This window comes from Pseudomonas sp. AP3_22 TE3818 (genome assembly GCF_053628995.1).
This window is the reverse complement of record NZ_JBRJHL010000001.1, coordinates 3,570,188-3,595,532: the sequence shown is the minus strand read 5'-3', so window position 1 is coordinate 3,595,532 and position 25,345 is coordinate 3,570,188. Positions and strand designations below refer to the sequence as shown.

The following is a 25,345-nucleotide window of genomic DNA, read 5'->3' as shown; positions in this document are numbered from 1 at the left end:
CCTGCTCGCGATGGTCGTTAACGATTGCGCGTGACTGCTGGCGAAACGCGGCGCTCTTGAGTCCATCGCGAGCAAGCTCGCTCCTACAGGGATTGCAGTATGGCCAGTGTTTGCGTTTCGCAAACACTGTTGTCGCCGGTCCTCTAATTGTTCGCAGAGCGGGTGCGACGTACTGTTGGCTCACTGTTACTACAACAACAAAACGGTGAAAACCATGAGTAGCGCTGCAATCGAAACGGTCTTCGGCTCGCTGGACAACTACACCAAAGGGTCGGTTGAAATCATCAGCGGCCAGGCCAGCCACTACGCCTTTTCCAACATTTTCGAAGTGGCGGATAAATCCCTCCCTTATGAAAAAGTCGTGGTGGGTTTCAACCTCGGCTACGTCGTTGAGTCCATCCGTGCCGAAGGCCAGTCGCCCTGGTACACCGCAGCACACGACGAATTCGCCATCGTCATGGACGGTGAGGTCCGCGTGGACTTCCTCAAGCTCGATGCGCCGTTGCAAGCCGGCGAGGGCACGCACATGGCCGGTGACGTACCTGCCGGCAAACCGATGGGTTATGTGTTGCTCAAGCGCGGCCATCAGTGCCTCTTGCCGATCGGCACCGCTTATCGCTTCGAAGCCAGTCGCCCGGGTGTGATCCTGCAGCAGACCATCAAAGGCCCGCTGTCGGTCGAGAAGTGGGCCGACATCTGCTTCAAGTGATCTGCCGCACCCGACCGCCCACCCCACAACAACAAGAGGAATTCCGCCATGGCCATGCTTGAAACCGCTGCCGACACCGCCCACCTTGCCGACGATGAAGTCCAGGCCAGCGCACCCCATGCCGTCACCGGCTACCGCTCATTCAAACTCGGCGCCTTCGCACTGTCGCGCGACGAGTATTTCGCCCGCATCACCTGGCCGGCCAAGGGCCAGACCCGCTCGCACCTGATTCCGGTCGACGCCTTCCTGCGCGCCATGATGCGTGACGTGGCCTGGGGCTTTTTCTATGGCTGGGTCAACTTTGACCAGGTCATCGGCACCCGCAACTACTACGGCAAGGTCGACCTGTACGCCGGCACCTTCAACGGCACGCTCAAGGCGGCCGGGGTCAATTACACGGAAAACTTCGAAACGCCGCTGATCATGGCCACCTTCAAGGCCATCCTGCGCGACTGGACCAACGCCACCTTCGACCCCTTCGCCGCCCCGGAAGAAACCGGCAGCGCATTCGGGCGCAAGAACGGCAACAACATCGAAGCCATCGAGCGCTCGCGCATCGCCACCAAACGCATGCCGGGCCTGAAGGGTGACTCGCCGCTGCGTGACGACCTGCCGGTCAACCGCCAGTTCATCGATGTGCCGCAGGACGAACCGGAGGTCCATGCCGCCGAAGGCTTCGAAGGCGAACTGCATGCCTTCAACCTGTTCAAGTACCTGTCGCGCTCCGACGTGACCTGGAACCCGTCGGTGACCTCGGTGTGCAAGGCCAGCCTGTTCTGCCCGACCACCGAGGAGTTCATCCTGCCGGTGTTCCACGGCAACGACCGTATCGAGTGGTTCCTGCAGATGTCCGACGAAATCATCTGGGACGTCGGCGACAAGGACGACGGCAATCCTCGTGCGCGCATCACCATGCGTGCCGGCGACATCTGCGCCATGCCCGCGGACATCCGTCACCAGGGCTACTCGACCAAACGCTCGATGCTGATGGTCTGGGAAAACGCCACGCCGAACCTGCCGCAACGCTACGAAAGCGGTGAGCTCAAGCCGTATCCGATCGAGTTCTAGGACCTCGTGTCCGGCCCGGCCCAGCGCCGGGCAAAGCGTTCAGCAATCACTTCGTCAAACACTGCGCCAGCCGCGCGGTGCGAGGAAACCATTATGCAAAATCAGCTCTATATCGATGGCCGCTTCGTGGATGCCGTCGCCGGCGGCACCATCGACGTCGTGTCGCCCCATGACGGTTCGTTGATCACCCGCATCGCTGCCGCCGAAGCCGCTGACATCGACCTCGCCGTCGCCGCCGCCAAGCGCGCCTTCCCGGCCTGGTCGGCGCTGGGCGCCGCCGAACGCGGACGCCTGTTGCTCAAACTGGCGGACAGGATCGAAGCGTGCGGTGAAGAACTGGCGCAGCTCGAATCCCTCAATACCGGGCATCCGATCCGCGATTCCCGTGGCCTCGACGTGCCGCGCACGGCAGCGTGCTTCCGTTATTTCGGCGGCATGGCCGACAAGATCGAAGGTTCGGTGATTCCGGTCGAGGCGGGGTTCCTCAACTACGTGCAACGCAAGCCGATTGGCGTGGTGGGGCAGATCGTGCCGTGGAACTTCCCGCTGATGTTCACCAGCTGGAAAATGGGCCCGGCGCTGGCGGCGGGCAACACCATCGTGATCAAACCTTCGGAAATCACCCCGTTGTCGACCTTGCGCATTGTCGAGCTGATGACGGAAGTCGGCTTCCCCAAAGGCGTGGTCAACGTGGTGCCGGGCTACGGCCATACCGCCGGGCAAGCGCTGGCCGAACACCTCGACGTGGGCAAGATTGCCTTTACCGGTTCGACCGCCACCGGGCGGCGGATAGTCGAAGCTTCTCAAAGCAACCTCAAGCGCATCCAGCTGGAACTGGGCGGCAAGGGCGCGAACATCGTGTTCGAGGACGCCAACCTGGACGCGGCGGTCAATGGCGCGGCCTGGGCGATTTTTCACAACCAGGGCCAGGCCTGCATCGCCGGTTCGCGGCTGATTCTGCACAAAGACATCGCCGATCAATTCCTTGAGCGTTTCATTGCCTTGGCCAAGTCCATTCGCCTGGGCGACCCGCTGGACCCGGACACCGAAATGGGCCCGCTGACGTCGGCGCTGCACCGCGACCGGGTGATGGCGTACATCGACATTGCCATCGAGCAGGGCGGCAAGGTCCTGGCCGGCGGCAAGGCCCCGGATGACCAGGCGTTGGCGAATGGCTTTTACATCGAGCCGACGGTGGTCGAAGCCAGGCCCGGTGACCGCGTTTGCCAGGAGGAAGTCTTCGGTCCGTTCGTGACCGTGGTGCGCTTTGGCACCGACGAAGAAGCCCTGGCCATTGCCAATGGCTCCGAATACGGGCTGGGCAGCGGCCTGTGGACGCAGAATTTGAGCCGCGCGCACAAAATGGCCGAGGCGATTCACGCCGGCATGTGCTGGATCAACTGCTACAAACGGGTCAACCCGGGCAGTCCGTTTGGCGGTGTCGGTCAGTCCGGCTATGGCCGGGAAATGGGCTTCGAAGCGATCCACGACTACACCGAAGCCCGTTCGGTCTGGGTCAATGTCGACGCCAACATCCCGCCGTACTACAAGCGTTGAGGCCAGCCATGAATCCCTTTGTCTATCAAAGCCTGCCGACCCGTGTGGTGTTCGGCTGGGGCAAGCTCTCGGCGCTGGCCGAGGAAATCGAACGGCTGGGTGCCCGGCGTGCGTTGATCCTGACCACACCGCAACAGCAGGGGCTCGGCGAACAGGTCGCGGCGTTGCTCGGTGATCGTGCCGCCGGTGTCTATCCAAAGGCGGTGATGCACGTTCCTCTGGAAGTGGCGCAAGCGGCGCGCCTTGAGGCGGCGCGGCTGGATGCCGATTGTTGCGTGGCCATTGGCGGTGGCTCGACCATCGGCCTGGGCAAGGCGATCGCGATGGATTCCGGCCTGCCCATCGTGGCAGTGCCGACCACCTACGCCGGTTCCGAGATGACGCCGATCTACGGGCTGACCGAAAATCGCCTGAAAAAAACCGGACGGGATCTGCGGGTTTTACCCAGAACCGTCATCTACGACCCGCAATTGACCCTGACCCTGCCAGCGCACATTTCGGCCTGTTCGGGCATGAACGCCATGGCCCACGCGGTCGAGGCGCTGTACGCCCAGGACGCCAACCCGATCATCGGCTTCATGGCCGAAGAGTCGATTCGCTCGCTGGCGCAGGCCTTGCCGGGTGTGGTCAAGCATCCCGATGACCCCGAAGCGCGCAGCCAGGCGCTGTACGGCGCGTGGCTGGCAGGCATTTGCCTGGGTTCGGTCGGCATGGCCTTGCACCACAAACTCTGTCACACCTTGGGTGGCACGTTCAATTTACCCCATGCCCAGGCGCACGCCATCGTCTTGCCCCACGCCGCGCATTACAACCGCGAAGCGGCGGCCGGGCCTTTGCAACGGGCTGCACGCGCGTTGGGTGGGAGTGAGGCGAGCGAGGTCGGTGCCTTGTTGTACGCACTGAACCAGAAGCTGGGTATCCCACTGGCCCTGGCGGACATCGGCTTCCCGGCCAACGGCCCGGCCGAAGCCGCGCAGATCGCCTGCGCCAGCCCTTACTACAACCCGCGGCCGTTTGAACAAGGCCCGATTGAGGCGCTGCTCAACCGTGCCCTGGCAGGTCAGGCCCCAGCCTGATCTGCCAACCACTCTTATCCTCGTCGGAATAACAACAATGACCGATCAAGACAACACCATGGAATCACTGATCTCCCGACAGGCAGTGAACAGCTTCAACGATGCGCCGAATGCGCGTTACAAACAGATCATGCAAAGCCTGGTGCGCCACCTGCATGCGTTTGTCAGCGAGGTCGAATTGACGGAACAGGAGTGGTTCGAAGGCATTGGCTTTCTGACCGACACCGGGCACAAATGTGATGGCCTGGTGCGCCAGGAATTCATTCTGCTGTCGGACACCCTGGGCGTTTCGATGCTGGTCGACGCGATCAACCATCGCCACAGCGCAACGGCCACCGAGACCACCGTGTTCGGGCCGTTCTACATCGATGGCATGCCGGATCGCGAGTTCGGTGAAAACATGGCCTTCACGCCTGGGGAAGCGGCGCTGGTACGCGGGCGCGTGGTCGACATTCATGGCAATGCCCTGGCCGGCGCGGTGCTGGACGTGTGGCAGACCGCTGAAAACGGTATGTATTCCGGACAGGACACCGAACAGCCGTTCGGCAACTTGCGCGGGCGCTATCGCACCGACGCGGATGGCTGCTTTGCGATTCGCACCATTGTCCCGGTGGCCTATCCGATACCGACCGATGGCCCGGTAGGGCGCATGCTCGATGCCGCCAATCGCCATGCGTGGCGGCCAGCTCACCTGCATTTCATGATTGATGTGCCGGGCTATCGCAAACTGGTCACGCACCTGTTCAACCACGATGATCCGTACCTGCAATCCGATGCAGTGTTTGGGGTGAAGCAGTCGTTGCAGGTGATTTACGAAGACTTGACCTGCCACGACGATGTGTCCGCCAGGCTGGGTATGGACGTGCCGTTCAAGCGTGCGTGTTATGAATTTGTCATGGAATCTGCGTGAATCATGGGTCAGTTCTTTGCGGTGTTTGCCACTGATCATTCGGACTGCCAGGCGCTGCGCCAGCGTCTGCGGCCCAGTCACCAGGCGCATTTACGTGCGACCGGGGATCATCGGGTCGTCGTGCGCCTCGGCGGCCCGATCCTTGATGATGCCGGCGCGGCGATGACGGGGACGTTGCTGGTCATCGAGGCGGGCAGCCTGCCGGAGGTGGAAGCGTTCATGCGCGACGATCCCTATGTCCAGGCGGGACTGTTCGCCAGCCTGCAGATTCGCCCCTGGCACTGGAGCCTGGGCAATCCGGAACTGCGCGGTTTTCCATGACCCGCATTTCCTTGTGCCGACTGGACGACATCGCCGACGGCGGGGCGTTGGGATTGCCACAGCACCAGCAATTGCATCCCGCCGGGTTGGTGGCGGTGCGTCAGGGCGAACAGGTGTGGGTGTACATCAACCGCTGCCCGCATTTCTCGGTGCCGCTGAACTTCAATCCGCAGCAGTTCTGCACCTGGCGCGGCAAGGTCCTGATGTGCGCCCATCACAGTGCGATGTTTCGTTACGACGACGGGCACTGCATCGACGGCCCGTGTAAAGGCGCGCAACTGGAGGCCGTGCCGGTACGTTGGGTCGCAGACCAACTGGTGATGGAGATTGAACTCACCGCCGGTCAGTAACCGGGTGGCTGATGGGGGCTGATCTAAACTCCTGTTGGGGGTGAACCAGGTTCATCCGGAGGTCATCATGAAAAAATTCTCACCTATCAGTCTGTGTCTCGCCTTGTCGGTTTTGAGCGCCCCGGGATGGGCGCAAACGGTAGTGCCGATGAAAGGGCAAAGTTCGCAACAAACCCAGGCCGACATCAACGAATGCAACAGCATCGCCGCCAGCCAAAGCGCCTCGACGGCTTCCACGCCTTCCGGCGGGAGGGTCAAGGGCGCTGCTGCCGGGGCTGCCGCTGGCGCGGTTGGGGCCCAGGTGCGCGGCAATCAACATGACGAGGTTTATGATCGTGTCGACGATGACAGGAAACAGGACTATCGCCAGAACCGCGCCAAGGAGACGGCGGCGGCCGGCGCCGTGGTCGGTGCGTCACGTCAGCGCCAGGAACGCCGGGAGCAATCGAAAACCACGCAGGCGAACACTACGTCGGCTTACACCAGCTGCTTGCAGGGCAAGGGGTATCAGGTGAACCCTTGAATCAGGAATTGAACACACCGTAACTGTAGGAGCGAGCTCGCTCGCGATGGTCGTCAACGATAACGCGGGGTGGCAGGTGCCCCGCGGTGTTCTCTGGTTTATCGCGAGCAAGCTCGCTCCTACAGATGGCATTGGCCGCCGGCGCAACACAAACCCTGTAGGAGCGAGCTCGCTCGCGATGGTCGTCAACGATAACGCTGGCTGGCAGGTGCCCCGCGGTGCTCTCGGGTTTATCGCGAGCAAGCTCGCTCCTACAGATGGTATTGGCCGCCGGCGCAACACAAACCCTGTAGGAGCGAGCTTGCTCGCGATGGTCGTCAACGATAACGCGGGGTGGCAGGTGCCCCGCGGTGTTCTCTGGTTTATCGCGAGCAGGCTCGCTCCTACAGAGGGCATTGGCCGCCGGCGAAAACACAAATCCTGTAGGAGCGAGCTTGCTCGCGATGGTCGTCAACGATAACGCGGGCTGGCAGCTGCCCCGCGGTGTTCTCTGGTTTATCGCGAGCAGGCTCGCTCCTACAGAGGGCATTGGCCGCCGGCGCAACACAAACCCTGTAGGAGCGAGCTCGCGATGGTCGTCAACGATAACGCGGGGTGGCAGGTGCCCCGCGGTGTTCTCTGGTTTATCGCGAGCAGGCTCGCTCCTACAGAGGGCATTGGCCGCCGGCGAAAACACAAATCCTGTAGGAGCGAGCTCGCTCGCGATGGTCGTCAACGATAACGCTGGCTGGCAGGTGCCCCGCGGTGTTCTCTGGTTTATCGCGAGCAGGCTCGCTCCTACAGATGGCATTGGCCGCCGGCGCAACACAAACCCTGTAGGAGCGAGCTCGCTCGCGATGGTCGTCAACGATAACGCGGGGTGGCAGGTGCCCCGCGGTGTTCTCTGGTTTATCGCGAGCAGGCTCGCTCCTACAGAAGCACCAATCTGACAACCGTTCATCGGTGAACTACGCTGCGGTACGTACACTCGACCAGAAATTTGTGAAGTAGGGATCTGACAGATGCGGAGCAGGCTGCTCGTTGTATTGTTCACTGTTTTCGGGTTGTTCTGGTCGTTGCAGCTGTGGGCCGAGGATTCACCAAAAGTGGTTGATGCGCCCGCTGAACTGAAAGTGGCCAACCGCAGTGTCGTGGTGTTTCGCGCGACCCTCCTCGGTGAAGCCCCGGCCTCGCGGGTCAAACGCGCGAAAGCGGTGATCGGTGAGGCGCTGGACGAGGCCGACGACCTGAAGGTTACCCTCGACCCGATCATGACAAGCTACATGGTGCTGCTCGGTTCTCGGCGCGCTTTCATCGTTACGCCCAAGGATTTCGACGCCACCGAATTCGACTCGGTGCAGATGGCCGCCGAAGCCGCGGCTGAAAAACTGCGTCAGGTAGTGGCCGAAACCCAGGAAGCTCGCAGCCTGCACTTGATACTCCGGTCGGTGGGCGCCGCGCTGCTCGCCACCGGTATCTATCTGGGCCTGCTCCTGGCCATGGCTTTTCTACGGCGCAAACTGCTGAAAAAACTGCCCGACCTGATGCATCGACACACCCAGGCCCTGAAGGTCGGGCGGGTTCCGCTGATCGACGCCAGCTTCCTCTATCCATTGGTCAGCCGCGTGTTGGAAGTGCTGCGCTGGGTCATCGTGCTGCTGCTCACCTACGAGTGGCTGGGGTTTGTCCTGTCGCGTTTTCCCTACACCCGGCCCTGGGGTGAAAGCCTTAACAACTATCTGCTGGAAGTCGCCGACTATTTGCTGCAAGGGATTCTCGGGGCCATCCCCGGGCTCGGCGTGGCGCTGGCGATCTTCTTCATTGCGCGAGGCGTGACCGCCTTCTCTCGCCGGATACTGCGGCGCATGGCCACGCCCGGCACCTTCAACTGGCTGAACCACGAAACCCTGAAGCCCACCCAGCGCCTGACGTCGCTGGCGATCTGGCTGTTTGCCCTGGCCATGGCTTATCCCTACTTGCCGGGTGCCGGTACCGATGCGTTCAAAGGCTTGTCGGTGCTGGTCGGCCTGATGATCTCGCTGGGTGCTTCCAGCGTTGTCGGACAGGCGGCGGCCGGATTGATCCTGACGTACACCCGAACCCTGCGCCCCGGTGAATTCGTGCGCATTGGCGAGCACGAAGGCACGGTCACTGAACTGGGCATGTTCACCACCAGCATTCGTACCGGCCTGGGCGAAGTGCTGACCTTGCCCAACTCGATGATCACCGGCACGGTCACCAAGAACTACTCACGGGTCGTACAAGGCCCCGGTTATGTGGTCGACACCGTGGTCACCATTGGCTATGACACCCCCTGGCGGCAGGTCGAAGGGATGTTGCTGGAAGCCGCCAAACGCACGCCCGGCGTCCTCGAAACCCCACCGCCGCAGGTGTTCCAGACGGCGTTGTCGGACTTCTACCCCGAGTACCGGTTGGTGGCCCAGGCCATCCCCAGCCAGCCACGGCCGCGAGCGGTGCTGCTGAGCATGCTGCACGCCAACATCCAGGATGTGTTCAACGAGTACGGCGTACAGATCATGTCGCCGCACTATCTGGGTGATCCGCAACAGGAGAAATGGGTGCCCAGGGACAAGTGGTACGTGGCGCCGGCGCAAGAGTCGAAGGAGCCTTGATTTACGCCTGACCGCTAGTCCGCCCCCCGGTTATTGCCCCCGCTGCCACACCTTCAAGTAGTCCACGCTGAAGGTGGAAGGCAGGTCGGCGTCGTCCACGACGCCGAACCAGTTCCAGAAGGCCTCGCTGTCAAACACGATTTGCATCGGGAAGTGCCAGTGGGTGTTTTTCGATTCCCTGACCAGCACGCCATCGACATACCAGCGCAGGGTGTCGGGTTGCCAGTCGAAGCCGTAGACATGAAAAGCGCTGGCCAGGCGCCAGGGTGCGGTCCAGGTGCTGCCATTGGCCAAATGCTCGGCGCTTTGTGGCGTGGCCCATACATGGGCGTTCATGTTGTACAGCCGGTCGAAAGTACCGTTTGCGGTTTTGCCGCCGATTTCGAAAATGTCGATTTCAGTGGCGTTTTCGGGCAGCCCCGTCCACGCCAGCCAGAACGCGCTGGAGCCGGCCGAGTTCATCGGTTTGGCGCGGACCTCGTAGTAGCCGTACAAGCGTCGGTCATGGGTGTGCACCATCGCCGAGGTGTAATCCTTGAAGCCCAACTTGATGTATTTCTCCGGCAAGGTCTGCTTGCGGAAGACGATATTGAGGTTGCCGTCTGCGACGCTGGCATTTTCCGGCGTGAACAGGGCCGGTCGACGTCCCAGCGAGTCGCTGCCCGTGCCGTTGTTGACGTACCAGCGCTCACGGTCGAGGGCATCGCCGTTGAAGTCGTCGCACAGTGGCGTGTCGAGCACCCAATGCCCGGCATTGGCTTGATCCGACAGTGGCAGGCTGGCATGGGTCGATGCAGGCACGGCGCCCAGCGGACCCACCCGGGTCCAGACATTCGCCTGCTTGGGAATGGCGACCGACCATTTGTTCGCCAGGTACTCGAACACGGCCTGGCGCTCCTGTTGTGTGATCAGCGGCCGGTCATAAACCAGCACTTCAGCAACGTCGCCACGCAAGACTTCGGTGCTGCCGACCACGTTGCGCGCGACGGCGTAGGGGCCGATGGGCACATCATTGAGTTCCAGAAAGTCCAGGGTCGGCTCGAAGGCCGTGGTCTTTTCCACGCTGAGCGCGAAGTTGGGCGCCCTGTTGTCGTTATCGGCCAGTTGCGGACGCGAGCTGAACTGGCGCTGCCAGGTATCGCCGCCGGCCTGTTCGGGCAGCCGGCGTGACACCAGAAACACCGTGACCGGCCCCTTCGCCACGCGGATTTGCTTGCCGATGAATGCCGAAACCCCACTGAAACGCACCACGGCGTTGCCATTGATCCCATCGTCGATGCGCTGTGGCAGCGACGTGGCGTTCGGGTCGTCGACGCTCGCATGGTTGAACTTGCCCGACTTGTCGAGCCAGCGCAGGACCCGGTTTTGCCGGTCCAGGGACATCGCTGACTGATCGGCGCCATCGAGCCACAGGACCAGGCCCTCGGTCGCCGGAAGCGAAGGCGCAGCCTGGGCACAACAGGCCATCGCGGCCAGCAACATAACCAGCCAGCTTACCCTGAGCATGTGAACTCCCTGAAAGGCAATGGAGGAGTGGCGCGGCAGTCACCTGGCCAGGGTGGCTGACAACTCGACAGCGTGGTGGTAGCCGAACGGATTGCTCGATTGCCAGCGCCAGCTGTCCTCGATCATCTGTGCCAGGTTGCGCCGGGCGCACCAGCCCAGGTCACGCCGGGCCTTGCTGGCATCGGCCCAACATTGAGCGATATCGCCCGCCCGGCGCGGGGCGATCTGGAACGGAATGCTGACGCCGGTGACGTCTTCGAAACTGCGGATCATCTGCAGCACGCTGTAGCCGATCCCGGTGCCGAGGTTCCAGATGTGCACGCCGCCCTCACCGTGCAACACCTGCAAGGCCTTGACATGCCCTTCGGCCAGGTCGACCACGTGGATGTAGTCCCGCACGCAGGTGCCGTCGACGGTGGGGTAGTCGTTGCCAAACACCGTCAGCTCGGGGATTCGGCCGATCGCCACTTGGGTCAGGCAGGGCAACAGGTTGTTTGGCCGACCGTTGGGGTCTTCGCCGAGCAGCCCGCTTTCGTGTGCGCCAATCGGGTTGAAGTAGCGCAGCAGGGCGATGCTCCAGCGCGGTTCGGAGAGGGCAAGGTCAGTCAGCAACTGTTCGACCATCAATTTTGAACGCCCATAGGGACTGGCCGGAAAGCCAGTGCCCGAATCCTCGAGGATGGGCGTGCGCGCCGGTTCGCCGTAGACCGTCGCCGAAGAACTGAACACCAGTTTGAACACATTGAAGCGCGCCATGACCGCACACAGGTTGAGGGTGCCCACGACGTTGTTGGCGTAATAGTCCAGGGGATGACTCACGCTGTTGGCCACGGACTTGAGGCCGGCAAAATGCACCACCGCGTCAATGTCGTAATGACTGAAGAGGCTCAAGAGCAAGGCTGTATCGCGGATATCGCCTTCAATGAAGTCGACCCGGGCATGGGCCAGGTGCTCCAGGCGCTCTATGGACTCGTGGCAACTGTTGCTCAGGTTATCCAGCAGCAGCACGTGTTGGCCGGCGTCGATGAGGGTCAGCGCGGTGTGGGAACCGATGTAGCCGGCGCCGCCCGTAATCAGTGTGGTTTTATGCATTTTGGGCGTTCCTGTTTGAAAAAATCAGGGTCAGCGGGCGGTGAAAACCAACTTGAATTCTTGTGGCCAGCGCGGGTGCAGCACGCTGTAGGCCAGCGCATAGGTCAGGGCACCGATGGCGATGCTGCAGGCCAGGTGCAAGAAGCCTTGCAAGGCCAGGTGCGGGGAAACCGAGAACACCGTGACCGCCATGACCAGCGAGGCGATCACGCTGCGGTAGCCGGACTCGAAGAACGCGCCCCAGCCGTAACCGATGGCGGTGTTCAGCCCGCGGATCTGCAATGGCGTGATAAGCAGCATGCGCACCAGCAAGGCCAGGGCAGCGCCCATACCGCCATAGGTCGGGCCCAGCAGATAAACCAGCGCGAGGGCGAGCAGGGTAGTGGTCACCTCGGCCTTGAGGGTGACGCGGGTGTGGTTGACCGCCACCAGTGCCGTGGTGGCGTACATGGCAAGGTTGCCGATGGCTGCGGTGATCGCCAGTACTTGCAGCATGGGAATGGCGTCGGCCCACTTGGCGCCGAAGATCAACAGGATGATATCTTCGGCCGTCAGGGCAATCCCCAGGAAAAAAGGCGTGAGCAGAAAACCGCTGATCGCCGTCGAGTCGCTGATGATCCCGATCAGTCGCAGCGGGTCACTGCTGCGCCGGGCGAACACCGGCAAGGCATAGCTCATCAGACCGTTGTAGATCGCCGAACGTGGCAGGTCGATGATGCGCATGGCCAGGTTGAACATGCCCACCACATGGGCCCCGGCGGTCATGCCCAGTACCACGGTGACGCCACGTTGCAGGGTTTGTGTGCTGAGCATGTTGATGGCTACCGGCGCTCCGGTCTTGAGCAGTTCCCGCAGGAAAGGCCCATCAATGCACAAAGCGATGCGCCGCCTGTCCCCGTTCATCAGCACCACGACGCAGACAAATTCCATGATCAGCGCCTGCGCGATCACTGCCCAAGGACCGAACCCCCAGAGCGCCACGACAATCCCTCCGGCGCCGCCGACGATTTTCCCCAGCAGCGTGCGCGACGCCAGTCGCTTGAAGTTGCTGGTGCGGCGCATTTGCACGACGTACACCCGCGCCATCATGGTGAAGAGAATCTTCACCGAGGCCACTGCCGTCATCCATTGCAGTGCCGGGGAGGGTGTGTACAGCATCGCGGCCAGCGAGATGACGACGATGGATGCGAGGCTGATCAGCACGGCAAACCAGAACGCAGTGCTGATGTGCCTGTCTTCCAGGCGCTCGGCCCGGACCAGTGGATCTTCCAGCACCGATGAATAAAGCAGCCCGACCATTTCCACAATCGCGATGATCACCGTGCCTACACCCAGTTCCGTGGGCGTGAGCAACCTCGCGTAGACGACAAAGGTGATCATCGACAGGAAAATCAGGCCGAATTTCTCGGTGAAGATCCAGAGCAGGGTAACCAGACGATGGTTGGCCATGGTGGGCCCCGGTTCAATGAGCGGTGGTTGACTCGGCGGTCCGGCCCAGGGTTCTGGCGCACGCGTAGAGGTAGCGCAAGGTCGGTTTGCCCCGGTTGAAAATCAGCGCCTGCCAGGAGTGCGCCAGCATGCGCCGGTACACGGTGATCACTTCGGCATGCTCGCCGCAGCGGGAAAAGGCACCGAGGAAGTCCGCGTGGTTGCCCAGCACGAAATCGATCCGCTGTTGCGGGCTCAATTGTGCGCCATAACGGGCGAGGAACAGTTCGATGAACCTGAGCTTGTGCGGGTAGTATTTTTTCGGCTGGGCGGTGACGTTGCCGTCGTTGACCGTCCGCCGCACGAGTATTTGCGGCACCGTGTGGATTTCCCGGTGTTCGGCGATCCGGGCCCACATCATCCGGTCTTCGGAATAACGCAGGCTGGTTTCGAAGCCACCGAGTTGTGTGAGCAGATCGCGGCGGATCAGCACGGCGGAAACGCCATTGACGATGTTGCAATGGATGAAATCGTGGAAATGCATGCCGTTCTTGTAGCGATCTTCCACAAGCCGGGTGCCGTCGCTGTAATCAATCATCACGTTGCAGTCGATCAGCCCCACCGGCCGTCCCTGGCGGAGCAGGTCGTCATACAGCGCCAGTTGCTTTTCGAGCTTGTGCGGATGCCATTGGTCATCGGCATCGAGAAACGCCACCAGGGTTTCTTCCGTGTGCCGCAGGCCATGATTGCGGGCGCTGGCCGGGCCTTCATTGGCTTGCTGCAGCAGCGTCAGGCGAAACGGCGCCGCAAAATCCTTGACCCGTTGCGGCCCATCATCGCTGGAACCATCGTCGATGACGATGACGTGATCGGGCAACCGGGTCTGGCCGGTCAACGAGGCCAGCGTCTGCTCGATGCTGTCGGCACCGTTGAACATCGGGATCACGACGCACACTGAATGCCTTGAAGCGGGGTTTTGCTCTAGCACGAGGTTTTCTCCTTGGGATACGCCTTCGCCGACCCGGGGAAGCGGGCCCTGCCAGTTGCCGGGGAGTGTTGCGGGCGAGTGGCGTGAGGGGACCGAAACGACAGGGCCAGGGTGCAGAACACCAGGAACTCGGCGCTGCGATAGTTGGGAATCACATACGCCACGTAGTTGGTCATGACGAACAGCCCGATGATCACCAGGGCACAGGTGCGCACCTGGGCCGACTGTTCGGACGTGATTGACCGGTATTGTTTGATCAACGCCTGGGCAAACAGCAGGAACAGCGCCGTCAGTTGAATCACGCCGCCGTTGAGCAGGGTTTCCAGGTAGCCGCTGTGGGCGTTGCCGATGTAGCCCCAGCGCTTGATGAAAATCTCGGCATCATCACTGCCCCAGAATGCTCCGTATCCGTAGCCCTTGAGGAATTTGGCATCGATGAATGGCGAGAGCAGTTCCCAGATCAGCGTGCGGTCGGTGAGTGACGAGTCCCGTCCGAGCAGGTCCAGCAACAAGGTGTAGTTGCCGTACAAAAACACGCAAATCAAGGCATACACCAGTGTGGCGCCAAAGAACGCCATCATCGAACGATTGATGCGCAACCGCACCAGGGTCAGGAAGTACCAGTAGCTCGCCGCGCCGGCCACGATCAAGGCAATCGCGGTGGCGGACTGCGCCAGGCCGATGGCTATCAGCGAGAACAGTGCATACAGGATGGCCAACGGGTTGCGTTGCCTGATCGTCGGCAGCAGCAACAGGATGCCGATGGCATTGATCCGCGCGCCGGCGTTTTTCTCGGCAAAGATCCCTTTGAAGGCCCCGTCGCGAATACCGCCGGCGATGAAGGCGATATCGGGTCTGATCACGGCAAAAATCAGCCCCATCAAGGCTATGGCACCGATGAGACAACCGAGCATGAAGGCGATTCTTTCGATGCGGTAGTTGTAGACAATGAACCCTGCGAAGCACACCACACTGATCATCGCGATATAGCGCTTGAAGCTCAGCATCGGATCGTCAGACCAGAAGATCGACGCCGCCACGCAGATCAGGAACGCCAGCAAAAAGAAGTTGCCGCGGTAAAAGCTTTTGCTCAGGAACACCTTGTGGCGCATGAACAGGAACAACGGCACCAGCAAGGTGATCAGGCCGCACACCTGGTTGAGCACGTTGCCTTCGAGGTCTTTTGCGACATCGTCGATGTCGACCGCATTGCCCAGGCCGAGAAAAAACGACGTCACCTGGAAGTAAAACAGCAGGCCAAACAGTGTGAAGGCATCGCGCAGCGTAGAAAACCTGACTTCCAGCTTGTTCATGACGACTGCCTCCCAAGCAGTGCGGCGAGGTAGGTCTGCACGGCGCGGCTGCTCATGAACCGTGCGGCGGCATCAATGCGTGTCTGGCGGTGCCGCCCCCTTGGCTGGGCCAGTTCGATGCCGATGGCCTGGGCCAGCGCTTGCGGGTCATCGACGCTCACCAGCGGCGCCACTGCGCCGTCTTCGAGAATGTCTTGCGGGCCATAGGGGCAGCGGGTCGAGACCACCGGCGTGCCGGTGGACAGGGCTTCGACCAGGGCGTTGGGGCTGCCCTCGAAACGCGACGACAGGACAAAACAATCGGCGGCGGCCACTTGGGCCATGGGGTCGTCGGCATAACCCGGCAAATCGAAACGGTCCGCCACGCCGAGGCGCGCGGCTTGTGCCAGCAGGTCGTCCCTGAGCGCGCCCTCGCCGAAAATGATCAGCCGGGCGTTGCGAACCGGTAGCCGGGCAAACGCCTCGATCAGGGTGTCAAAACCCTTCTGCGGTGCCAGGCGTCCCACGGCGACAATCACCGGGGAGGTCTTTTCCTGAAGCCAGCGATGCGTCGGGCAGCCCGGTGGTTTGTCGCGAAAGTCATTGTCCAGTACCGGATTGTCGGCAATGGTGACGTCCTGCATGCGGGCAACCGTGGTTTCGACCAGGTCCTGGGCCACGCCGCGCGAGACGCAAATCACCGGGTTGGGGATCAGCCGATACAGCAGCGGTGCCAACCAATAGGCCAGGCGTACGCGTATTGAAGAATTGACGTGTTTATCCCGGGAAAACGCATTGCGCTCGCTGACGTGCAACCGTGCCAGCGTCCCCGACAGTGCAGCGGCGGCAATGGCCACCACGTTGACGTGGGTGAGGGCGGCCAGTTGTGCGTCGAAGTGGTTCTGGCGCAGAAAACTGGCCAGCGCCGGCACCGCGCTGGCGCTGCGGGCGCTGCGCAATTCCACCTGTTTGACCCGAGGGTCGACGAGCGCCACGTTGACTCCGCCACCCGTGAGCATCAGCAATGTCACGTCATTGCCGGCGTCGACCAGCGCACCGGCCAGGCGCGCCATCATTTTCTCGGCCCCGCCTGCCCCGAGGTCGTGCAGGATGATCAGCAGGCGTTTCATTGAGCCCACACCGCGTAGTAGGCGTGCGCGGCGTGCACGCTGGTGTACGGACGCACGGTGCGGGTCATCGATCTTGCGCTGTGCGCCCTGAGATACAGGCTTTGCTGTAGCGCTTGCGCCAGGTCTGGCACATCGTTGACTTTCACCAGTTGACCCAGTCGCCCATTATCAAGCAGCTCCCGGGGGCCGGTGGGACAGTCGCTGGCGAGCACGGGTGTACCGAGTGCCATCGCCTCGATCAACACGGTGGGCTGACCTTCGGAAAGAGAGCTGAGGATCAACAGACGTGCATGGCGGATCTGCGGGTAGGGGTTTTGCAGGTGGCCGGTAAAGTGCACCCGGTCGGCGATGCCCAGTTGCCGCGCCTGAGCGGTCAGTGCCTCGCGCTGCGGGCCGTCACCGACAATCACCAGGTCGGGAACGTCCGGGTTGTGGATCACCAGGGCATAGGCCTGGAGCAACAAATGAAAACCCTTGAGCTCGACCAGGCGGCCCACGCCGATCCAGTAGTCATGGGGCATGTCCTTGGGCAGTGGCGCCCGAGAGGCGATGTGCAGTTGCTCGTTGACCACCGCATTGGGGCAGTAGCGGATGCGTTCGCGTCCCCAGGGCATCAGACGGGCAATGGTTTGATGCAGGCCTTGGGACACCGTCACGACTTTGCCGCTGCCACACAGGTACAAGGCATAGAGCAGGCGCAGGCTGTGCACACCGGTTTTCTGTTCCGCGCAATCGAGGGCCGTGTGCCGGGTGTAGATGACCTGGCAACGGCTGCCGAGGGTGGCAACCCAGGTACAGAGGTTGGCTTGCTCCTTGGCGCTGATCAGGTGAGTCACGCCTTCATGGCGAATGATCCTGCGCAGCAGCACAATCGACTTGATCAGGCCCAGGAGTCCGGTACCGCCGCCGCCGATGATTTGCGCGCCCTCTACATCCGCTGTTTCGCCGTTCATGACGAAAAAACTCACGCGCTGCCCATCCTTGAGAAACTGCCCGGCCAAGAGTTGCTGGACGCGCTCGACACCGCCACCGAGCTTGAAATCCTTGAGAGTGAACATAATGTGCATGGCCATTCTCCGGCGCTCAGGGCGCAGTGATGTTGATCGCGACTTTGTGGCGCAGGATCATCGCCGCCAGTTGCAAAAAGTTTTTCGGGTAGTCGATCGCGTAGCGCCTGATCGTGTGCGGCTCGCGGTACATGCGATAGAAGGCTCGCAAGTGCAGACGATTGATTGCCTCGGGGTAATAGACACCGTTGGCCATGGCTTCCTGGCGAATAAAACCGCCGCAGGTAAACGCCACACCGGTGAAGCCGGCATTCAGTGCGCTTAGCGCGAAGCGCTCCTGCAAGCCGGCGCCCAGGCCCACGATCAGGACGTTGGCACGACCCAGGCGAATGTCCGCCTGGATTGCCGACAGCTGAGGGGCATCGAAGTAACCGTTGTGGTAACCGGCAATCGGCAGCCGTGGGTAGCGAGCGTGCAATTTGCAGATGAACAGTTCCAGTTCGTTTTGCGTGGCGCCGACGATGTACACCCGCTTGCCCTGTTTTTCGGCATCGCTGAATACGGGGCCGGCAATCGAAGTGAAGTCGAAACTGACCCGCTCGATGGTTCGTCCGGTGACTTGCGACATGAAACTCGACATCAGCATGCCGTCGCAAAAGTAGGCAATGGCGTCAGGCGGGTGCTGGAAAAAGCTGCCGATCGACGCGAAGTTGATAAAGGAAAACACCTTGTTGGTCTCGAGCATGGCCGGCGAATACTGGCCGATCAAATCCAGGTGAATCATGGCCTGTCTCCCGGTGGCATCAGTGGTGAAGGGGGCGGGCGGCCCACCGACACATAGGTGAAGCCGCGTTTGCTCAGGCGCTGCGGGTCGTACAGGTTGCGCCCGTCGAAGATCAGCGGTTGCTTGAGTTGTGTGGCCAGCAGTTCGAAGTCCGGTGCACGGAAGGCTTGCCATTCGGTAACGATGACCAGCGCATCGGCATTTTTCAGCGCCGCTTCCTTGGTGCCGGCCAGGGTCAGGTCATCCCGGGCGCCGTACAGGCGCTGGGTTTCTTCCATGGCTTTGGGGTCGAACGCCTGAACGCTGGCTCCGGCTCGCCACAAGGCCTCCATCAGCACACGGCTGGGCGCATCGCGCATGTCGTCGGTGTTGGGCTTGAAGCTCAGGCCCCACAGGGCGAAGGTCTTGCCGTGCAGCGCGCCGTTGAAATGCGCATGGATCTTGTGGAACAGCGTGGTTTTCTGTTCGTTGTTGCGTGATTCCACGGCCTTGAGCACGCGTGCATCAAAGTCGAGGCTGTTGGCGGTATGGATCAGCGCCTTCACGTCCTTGGGGAAGCACGAGCCGCCGTAGCCGACACCGGGGTATATGAATTGGTACCCGATGCGCGGGTCCGAACCAATGCCGTGGCGGACCATCTCGATATCGGCGCCCAGTCGCTCGGCGAGATTGGCCATTTCGTTCATGAAGCTGATCTTGGTCGCCAGCATGCAGTTGGCGGCGTACTTGGTCAGTTCGGCGCTGCGGATGTCCATCACGATGATTTTTTCGCGATTGCGATTGAAGGGCTCGTACAACTCGCGCATGACCTCTTCAGCGCAGGGGCTGTCGGTGCCGATGATGATGCGGTCCGGGCGCATGCAGTCTTCTACCGCGCAACCTTCCTTGAGAAACTCCGGATTGGAGACCACGTCGAACGTCAGGTCGCTGCGATTGTTGTCGGCCAGCACCTGGGCGATGCGCGCCCGCACCAGATCGCCCGTGCCCACCGGTACGGTGGATTTGTCGACGATGGTTTGATGGCGCCGCATGTGTAAACCAATGGTCTGGGCCACGCTCAGGACGTATTGCAAATCGGCCGAGCCGTCTTCGTCGGGCGGCGTACCGACGGCGATCAACTGCACATCACCATGCTGCACGGCACCGGCGAGGTCGGTGCTGAACTGCAGGCGACCGCTTTTATGATTGTCCCGAACCAGGGCATCCAGACCCGGCTCATAAATGGGCAGCGTGCCTTCATTCAACGCCTGGACCTTGTCGGCGTCGACGTCCACGCACATCACGGTGTGACCGACCTCGGCCAGCGCCGCACCTTGTACAAGTCCTACATAGCCAATGCCAAACACACTCACATTCATGGCAAACCCTCAGGTTTCGTGGGACCGATCCAGGACCGGGCACGAGGTCAGTAGATGTTTTTCGAGAACAAAGTGAAGGGCGTCTTGAGCAGAATCTTGATGTCCAGCCACAGCGACCACTGGTTGATGTAGTTCAGGTCCTGGGCGACCCGCAGCTGCATCTTTTCCAGGGTTTCGGTTTCGCCCCGGTGGCCGGTGATCTGCGCCAGCCCCGTGATGCCCGGCTTGAGACGATGACGGGCCATGTAGGCGCGGACTTTGCCGGTGTAATAGATGTTGTGCGTGACCGCATGCGGGCGCGGGCCGACCAGGGCCATTTGCCCGAACAGCACGTTGAACAGTTGCGGCAGTTCATCGATGGAACTGCGACGCAGGAAGCGTCCCAGCGGTGTGACACGGTCGTCGTCGCGGGTGGCCTGGCGGACCTCGCAGTCATCGTGAACGCGCATCGATCGGAACTTCCACACCGTGATCACCTGGCCGTCGCAGCCGTGGCGGTTCTGCTTGAACAACACCGGCCCCGGTGATGTCAGCTTGACCGCCAGCGCCACACACAACAGCAACGGGCCGAGCAATATCAGAGCCACGGCGGCCAGGCTGCGTTCGAGCAGGTCTTTGCAAAACAGGCTGCCGGGGTGGGACGTGAGCAGGCTTTCGTTTAGATAGATGGCGGGCATTCGCTCGATCTCCGAGATCGAGTGGTTGAGCAATACCATGCCGCCGAAATCGGGAATCCAGACCACGTCGACGTTCATGTCCAGCAAGTCGATGTACAACGCCTCGATGGTGGCGGCTTGCGCCATCGGCAACACGATATAGACCCGGCGCACTTCCAGGCGCGTGATCAGTTCCCGCAATTCATCGACGTGACCCAGCAGTGGCAGAGTGCTGGGGGCAGGGCCATGGTGTTCTTTGGTGGCAATGAACCCCAGCAGCAATGCGCAATTGGGCCTGGACAGTTTTTTGGCCAGCTCATGGGCGGTCGGACAGGTGCCAATGATTACCGAGCGGCGTTCATAGAAAACCATCCGCGCATACAGCCGGGCAAAGTAGTGCAAGGGCAGGAAACTGGCTGCCTGGACGAGGAACCCGGCGAAGGCCCAGACAATGATGACCTGTCGCGAGAACAAGGCGCTGGTCTGGGTGACGAAGGCAATGCTGATCAACACCGCCAGCAGGATCAGCCAGCCGGCCAGCAGGCGACTGAGCCCGACCAACAGGCCATGTCGCTTGTGGTAGACCTGCATGAGGCTGTAGATCGGCACCGAACCGAGGACGGTCAGAATGATCAGGACGCGGTACTCGGGGGTCAGGCTGCCGACGCGCATCTGTACCAGCAGAATCAGCAACAGGTTGACCAGGGTGATCGCACTCAACCACTGGCCCCAGAAGGTCACGCCCCGGCGGTGCGCCATTTGAGCGGTATAGATCGGAGTCATCGGCTCAATCTCCGGACATGGGGCGTCATTGGAAGCCGGATCGGACGGCCCGGCTTCGATGCGCACATGGGGGATGAGGTCGCGCAGCTACGGCTGCTGCCCGTTGTTATCGCGGGGCTTACCGGGGGGCGAAGTCATAGTCGTAGAAGGATTTGGAGTGGCTGTGGTCGTACTTGCGCGCCTTGCGCAGGTCGACCTGGTTGAGCACCACGCCAAACACCGGCGCATGGCTCTGTTGCAGCATCGCCAGGCTTTTCTGTACCTGGTCGATCGACGTGCTCTCGGCTTTCACCACATAGATCACTGCATCGGAATGCTTGGCCAGCAATAGCGCATCACTGACCATCTCGGCGGGTGGAGAATCGATGACGATGTGCCGCGTAGCGCGACTTGAGCACGTCGAGCATGCGTGCCACCCGCGGCGAACTGAGCAGATCCTGCGCGGGGGGCTGGCGCAGCGTATCGAGCGGATCGTTCGGCGAAGGCAGGCGAGGGGTGTCGAACAGGTCCAGCGAGGGCGATGAGACACTCCCGGCCGGTAGCATGTCCAGATTGCCCACGGTGCGAATGCAGTCTTCGAGGCGGGCGGTCCCGGCGATCACGTTGGAGAATCCCGGGCTGTCCGGCGGAAAGTCGAAGTTCAGCGACAAGGTCGGCTGGCGCAAATCGGCATCGATCAACAGCACCCGTTCCAGTGGCGCCAGCGAGGAGGCGAGGTTATTGGCGATGGTGCTTTTGCCCTCTCCCGGTACGGTCGAGGTGATCAACACCACCTGCGAAGGCTCCTCGGTGCTTTGCAGCATCAGCCAGGTTCGCAGATTGCGAATGGTTTCAGAGAACCGCGGGTTGTCGTTGTCTTCGAACAGCCGTGCCAGTTGCCGGCGACTTTTTTTCATGACCAGCGGCACCACGCTGAGCACCGGCACGTTGAGAATGCTTTCGATGCTGTCGTCGGTCCTGAAGGTATTGCTCAGGGTTTCGAACAGGAAGGCCAGCGCAACGCCGATGATCGACGCAACCACCGCGACAATGGCCACAATCAGGGTTTTATGCGGCTTGCTGGGTTCCATCGGGGTGATTGCCGGGTCGACGACGCGGGCCTTGGCAGAGTCCATGTCGGAGGTGGCGGAGGTTTCCTTCAGGCGAGTCACGAACGTTTCGTACAGAGCACGGGAGCTGTCGACTTCCCGTTGATACTCGCGCAGTTGGAACTCTTTACGTGAAATGTTCTGGATCTGCGCCTTGTTGGAGTTGAAGGATTTCTGCAGGGCACCTTCGCTGGCCACCGCCAGTTGATACTGTCGCTCGATGCCGGCCACCACTTGCTGCACTTGCAGGCGCAAGCTGGTTTGCGCCGTACGCAACTCCGATTGAGCGGAGATCAACGCCGGGTGTTTGGAACCATATCGTCCGGAAAGCTCCTCGACCTTGGCTTGGGCCTTGGCCACCTCCGCCTGAAACTGCTGGATCAACGGGTTGCTCAATACCGCCGGCACACTGGACAACCGGCTCATGTCGCCGTTGCTCAACGACTGGGCCTGGCGGAACTGGCTTTCGGCTTCCGCGCGATTGCGCCGTGCATCGATCATGCGGTTTCCGGTCATTTGCAGTTCGTTGGCGCTGATCGTTGCCACGCCGTCGACGTCCACCAGGCCTTGCTCTTCCCGATAAGCTTGCAGTTTGTCCTCGGCGGCGCGCAGGTTGCTGCGTAACTCGACCAGGCGGGTGTTCATCCAGTTGGTGGTGGTTTGCGATGACTTCAGGCTGGTGTCGAGCTGGCTGTCGATGTAACCCAGGGCCAGCGCGTTGGCCGCCGCCGCCGCGAGATCAGGGTCGGGTAACTCGACGGCAATTTCGATCAGTTGGCTCTTGCCGACAAACTTGACCGTGGTGTGCAGCATGAGGTTCTGCGTGACGTCATTGAATATGTCCTGTTCCGTGGGCGCGGGTTTCTCCGGGGGCAAATAGGCCAGCCAGGGCAGCCATTGACCGGCATTGAGATCGCTCAACCATTGACGAGGCTTGAACCAGGCTTGCGTTTGCTGGCGCGGATCGGTCACCGGGTGGGTGGTGAGACTGAGTTTCTTCACGACCCGTTCCGCCAGATCCCGCGATTGCAGGAGCGCTTGTTGGGTTTGCAGATAGTCTGCGGTCGTCGATGCGCCGGAGTCGGAGACTTGCTGGAAGGTCAGCACCGGTGGGGTCTTTTCCTTGATCAGCAGCGTGGTGCTGCCCAGGTACTGGGGCGTGATGAAGGACAATACCGCCACCGCAAGGGCGCAACAAAGCACCACAAACCAGGCGATGTTCCATTTGGCGTGCCAGATGACTCTCCACAGTTTGAGCAGATCAATGGTGTCCGACTCTTCGCCGTGCTGCGGATGCAGATGCGCCTGGAGCGGACGTTCGACGTAGGTGCTAGGGCTATTGTCCATGATTAGAAAAAGCCTTGTGCAATGGAAATGGTGTCACCGGGGGATATGGCGGTGGTCCTGGAAATGTTGTCTTCAATCGGTGGGCCGCCGTCGCCGCGCAGGATAGTCACGCGTTTCATCGAGGCGCGTTCGGTCAGGCCGCCGCCCAGGGCAATGGCTTTTTCCAGGGTCAGGCCGGGCACGAAGGCGTAGCTGCCGGGCTTCTGCACTTCGCCATTGATGTAGAAGGGGCGGTATTCGATCTGGCTGATGCTGACTTTCGGGTCGATCAGGTAGCCTTGTTTGAGCCCGTCGACGATCTTTCTCTCAACCTGGTTCGGGGTCAGGCCCTTGGCGACGATTTCACCCAGGAACGGGTAGGAAAACGTCCCGGCATCATTGAGTCGGACTTTCTTGATGCTCAATTCGGGCTCCCCGAACACGGTGATGCGCAACACATCACCGGCGGCCAGTTTGTAATCGGTGATGGGGTCTGCTGCATAGGAGAGGGGAGCGAGCAACAGCCATAACAACAAACCAAACAGGCGCGGGTTCATATGCATGTCCTCCTACAGGCTGACGTTGAAACCGAGTTGAAACACATTGCGCAAGAAGCTTTCGTTGTCGGCATCGGAGTCGTTATCGCGCAATCGATAACCCAGCTCGATGTCCAGCCAGCGACGCATCTGGTAGATCACCGCAAGGTTGTATTCTTGAAGCTTGTCGGTGCGGTTTTCACCCTCGTAGACTTTGTGCCCGTAACCGGCCTGTGCGACTGTGGTGATCCGTTCGGTCCAGCCGTGGCGCCAGCCAATCTGGGTGAAGGTTGCCTTGACGGCGTCGGAACCATCGTCACCTTCGGCCAGGGCCTGACGGGCGAGGAAAGTGAAGGTCGAATAGGTGCGGGGTTTCCACTGCAGATCGATTTGCCAGGTCGGATTGTCCAGGTCCTTGGACGTGCTTTCATCGAAGTTCTTGCGCTCATAACCGATACGGACCTTGCCGGTCGTGCGTGCTGTGATGTCCCACTCTGCACCGGCCAGCAGCGCGTCGGATTTACTGCTGCGCGGGCTGTTGGACTGCAAGTAGTCGAAACGGGTGTGGTCGTATTCCAGCAAGCCACGGGTCTTGCTGCCGATGCGGTGATACCAGGTCGTGGTCAAACCGGTGGTGTTGCGTTCTTTGTCGTCGTTGATGCCGTCGGCATTGTCGTAGCGCAGTTGCGCGTAGTTGGCGCCGACGTCTATCTGGTTGGCGGCGCTTTTGGCGCCGTAGGTATAGACGCCCCCCACGCGTTTGTTATTGATCTTGTCGTTGACGCCGGTAACGGCGGTGTCGGTCGTGCGCTCGAACTTGCGGTACTCGGCCTCGAGCTTCAGGCGGTGGCGGTCGGTGAATTCCATGATGCTGTCGGCGCGCAGGCGCTGCGAGGTGCTCGATGCATCGGACTCCGAATGATAAATGTAGCGTGTCGGTTGCCAGATGATGCGGGTGGCGCTGTTGCGGTCTTCAGCCTTGAGTTCGAAGGAGGGCGCAATCCTGGTCACCATCGAGGACTGGACGTTGTGCTCGACCTCCCGAATGTTGTCGTCGTAACTTTCCGTCAAGCCGAAGGTGGGGATGAACTGGAATCCGTAAACATCAATGGATTGCGGGACAATACTCCAGGCAATGCCGGGATACAGGGAGGCCAGGAGAAAAGCAAAAGGGCCGCGCGAGTTGAGGGGCATGTTGTTATTCCCGAAAGGTGAACAAGCCAGGCTGTTGTTGGTTTTGTTGTT

At 61.2% G+C, this 25,345-nt stretch carries 21 protein-coding genes and 1 pseudogene; 9 read left to right on the top strand and 13 right to left on the bottom strand.

Features of this window, described 5'->3' with window-relative positions; translation table 11 throughout:
* Window positions 1-214 precede the first annotated feature (214 nt).
* The 9 genes from AB7M25_RS16265 (at window position 215) to AB7M25_RS16225 (ending at window position 9,126) form a co-directional block, all read left to right on the top strand.
* Window positions 215-709, top strand: coding sequence for a cupin domain-containing protein (locus AB7M25_RS16265; protein ID WP_429385411.1), 495 nt, complete (start codon window positions 215-217; stop codon window positions 707-709).
* Window positions 710-757: 48 nt separating this feature from the next.
* The gene (locus tag AB7M25_RS16260; RefSeq protein ID WP_429385409.1) at window positions 758-1,777 is read left to right on the top strand and encodes a hydroxyquinol 1,2-dioxygenase; all 1,020 of its coding nucleotides are present in this window, start codon (window positions 758-760) and stop codon (window positions 1,775-1,777) included.
* Window positions 1,778-1,870: 93 nt separating this feature from the next.
* The gene (locus AB7M25_RS16255) at window positions 1,871-3,334 is read left to right on the top strand and encodes an aldehyde dehydrogenase family protein (protein WP_454237632.1); all 1,464 of its coding nucleotides are present in this window, start codon (window positions 1,871-1,873) and stop codon (window positions 3,332-3,334) included.
* A gap of 8 nt (window positions 3,335-3,342) precedes the next feature.
* Window positions 3,343-4,410: a maleylacetate reductase gene (locus AB7M25_RS16250; RefSeq protein WP_454237631.1), complete on the top strand. Its 1,068-nt coding sequence runs from the start codon at window positions 3,343-3,345 to the stop codon at window positions 4,408-4,410.
* A 37-nt stretch (window positions 4,411-4,447) separates the two neighbouring features.
* Window positions 4,448-5,320, top strand: a complete 873-nt coding sequence (locus tag AB7M25_RS16245; protein ID WP_454237630.1) for a dioxygenase family protein — start codon at window positions 4,448-4,450, stop codon at window positions 5,318-5,320.
* A gap of 3 nt (window positions 5,321-5,323) precedes the next feature.
* A complete protein-coding gene (locus AB7M25_RS16240; protein WP_007997964.1) occupies window positions 5,324-5,641 on the top strand; it encodes a YciI family protein in 318 nt (105 codons plus the stop codon).
* Window positions 5,638-5,991 carry a Rieske (2Fe-2S) protein gene (locus AB7M25_RS16235; RefSeq protein ID WP_429385401.1) on the top strand — a complete coding sequence of 118 codons (354 nt, stop codon included), beginning with the start codon at window positions 5,638-5,640 and terminating at the stop codon, window positions 5,989-5,991. The genes AB7M25_RS16240 and AB7M25_RS16235 overlap by 4 nt, the downstream gene beginning before the upstream one ends.
* Before the next feature lie 67 nt (window positions 5,992-6,058).
* Window positions 6,059-6,514 (top strand): YMGG-like glycine zipper-containing protein, encoded by a 456-nt coding sequence (locus tag AB7M25_RS16230; RefSeq protein ID WP_104448227.1) that lies wholly within the window; start codon window positions 6,059-6,061, stop codon window positions 6,512-6,514.
* Window positions 6,515-7,515: 1,001 nt separating this feature from the next.
* Window positions 7,516-9,126 carry a mechanosensitive ion channel family protein gene (locus tag AB7M25_RS16225; RefSeq protein ID WP_429385398.1) on the top strand — a complete coding sequence of 537 codons (1,611 nt, stop codon included), beginning with the start codon at window positions 7,516-7,518 and terminating at the stop codon, window positions 9,124-9,126.
* 30 nt (window positions 9,127-9,156) lie between these two features.
* Here the strand turns inward: AB7M25_RS16225 and AB7M25_RS16220 are convergent, their stop codons facing one another.
* From AB7M25_RS16220 to AB7M25_RS16160, 13 genes and pseudogenes are all read right to left on the bottom strand, one after another.
* Complete coding sequence (locus AB7M25_RS16220) at window positions 9,157-10,632, bottom strand: LamG domain-containing protein; glycoside hydrolase family 16 protein (protein WP_454237629.1); 1,476 nt, start codon at window positions 10,630-10,632, stop codon at window positions 9,157-9,159.
* A gap of 39 nt (window positions 10,633-10,671) precedes the next feature.
* Window positions 10,672-11,724, bottom strand: a complete 1,053-nt coding sequence (gene galE / locus AB7M25_RS16215) for a UDP-glucose 4-epimerase GalE (RefSeq protein WP_454237628.1) — start codon at window positions 11,722-11,724, stop codon at window positions 10,672-10,674.
* A 30-nt stretch (window positions 11,725-11,754) separates the two neighbouring features.
* Entirely contained in the window at window positions 11,755-13,173 is a 1,419-nt protein-coding gene (locus AB7M25_RS16210) for an oligosaccharide flippase family protein (RefSeq protein ID WP_429518101.1), read from the bottom strand.
* A 13-nt stretch (window positions 13,174-13,186) separates the two neighbouring features.
* A complete protein-coding gene (locus AB7M25_RS16205; RefSeq protein WP_429561669.1) occupies window positions 13,187-14,140 on the bottom strand; it encodes a glycosyltransferase family 2 protein in 954 nt (317 codons plus the stop codon).
* On the bottom strand, window positions 14,134-15,453 hold the full coding sequence (locus AB7M25_RS16200) for an O-antigen ligase family protein (protein WP_429385389.1): 1,320 nt from the start codon (window positions 15,451-15,453) through the stop codon (window positions 14,134-14,136). The genes AB7M25_RS16205 and AB7M25_RS16200 overlap by 7 nt, the downstream gene beginning before the upstream one ends.
* On the bottom strand, window positions 15,450-16,562 hold the full coding sequence (locus AB7M25_RS16195; RefSeq protein WP_454237627.1) for a glycosyltransferase: 1,113 nt from the start codon (window positions 16,560-16,562) through the stop codon (window positions 15,450-15,452). The genes AB7M25_RS16200 and AB7M25_RS16195 overlap by 4 nt, the downstream gene beginning before the upstream one ends.
* Complete coding sequence (locus AB7M25_RS16190) at window positions 16,559-17,629, bottom strand: glycosyltransferase (protein ID WP_429385385.1); 1,071 nt, start codon at window positions 17,627-17,629, stop codon at window positions 16,559-16,561. The genes AB7M25_RS16195 and AB7M25_RS16190 overlap by 4 nt, the downstream gene beginning before the upstream one ends.
* A gap of 16 nt (window positions 17,630-17,645) precedes the next feature.
* Window positions 17,646-18,353 carry a WecB/TagA/CpsF family glycosyltransferase gene (locus tag AB7M25_RS16185; RefSeq protein WP_429385383.1) on the bottom strand — a complete coding sequence of 236 codons (708 nt, stop codon included), beginning with the start codon at window positions 18,351-18,353 and terminating at the stop codon, window positions 17,646-17,648.
* Window positions 18,350-19,711 carry a UDP-glucose dehydrogenase family protein gene (locus AB7M25_RS16180; RefSeq protein WP_454237626.1) on the bottom strand — a complete coding sequence of 454 codons (1,362 nt, stop codon included), beginning with the start codon at window positions 19,709-19,711 and terminating at the stop codon, window positions 18,350-18,352. Before AB7M25_RS16180 ends, AB7M25_RS16185 begins: the two co-directional genes overlap by 4 nt.
* Window positions 19,712-19,758: 47 nt before the next feature.
* Window positions 19,759-21,150 (bottom strand): undecaprenyl-phosphate glucose phosphotransferase, encoded by a 1,392-nt coding sequence (locus AB7M25_RS16175; protein WP_454237625.1) that lies wholly within the window; start codon window positions 21,148-21,150, stop codon window positions 19,759-19,761.
* 118 nt (window positions 21,151-21,268) lie between these two features.
* Window positions 21,269-23,585 (bottom strand): annotated as a pseudogene (locus AB7M25_RS16170) (GumC family protein).
* 2 nt (window positions 23,586-23,587) lie between these two features.
* Window positions 23,588-24,121, bottom strand: coding sequence for a polysaccharide biosynthesis/export family protein (locus tag AB7M25_RS16165; RefSeq protein ID WP_429385375.1), 534 nt, complete (start codon window positions 24,119-24,121; stop codon window positions 23,588-23,590).
* 12 nt (window positions 24,122-24,133) lie between these two features.
* A complete protein-coding gene (locus AB7M25_RS16160) occupies window positions 24,134-25,294 on the bottom strand; it encodes an outer membrane beta-barrel protein (protein WP_429518112.1) in 1,161 nt (386 codons plus the stop codon).
* Window positions 25,295-25,345: the final 51 nt, after the last annotated feature.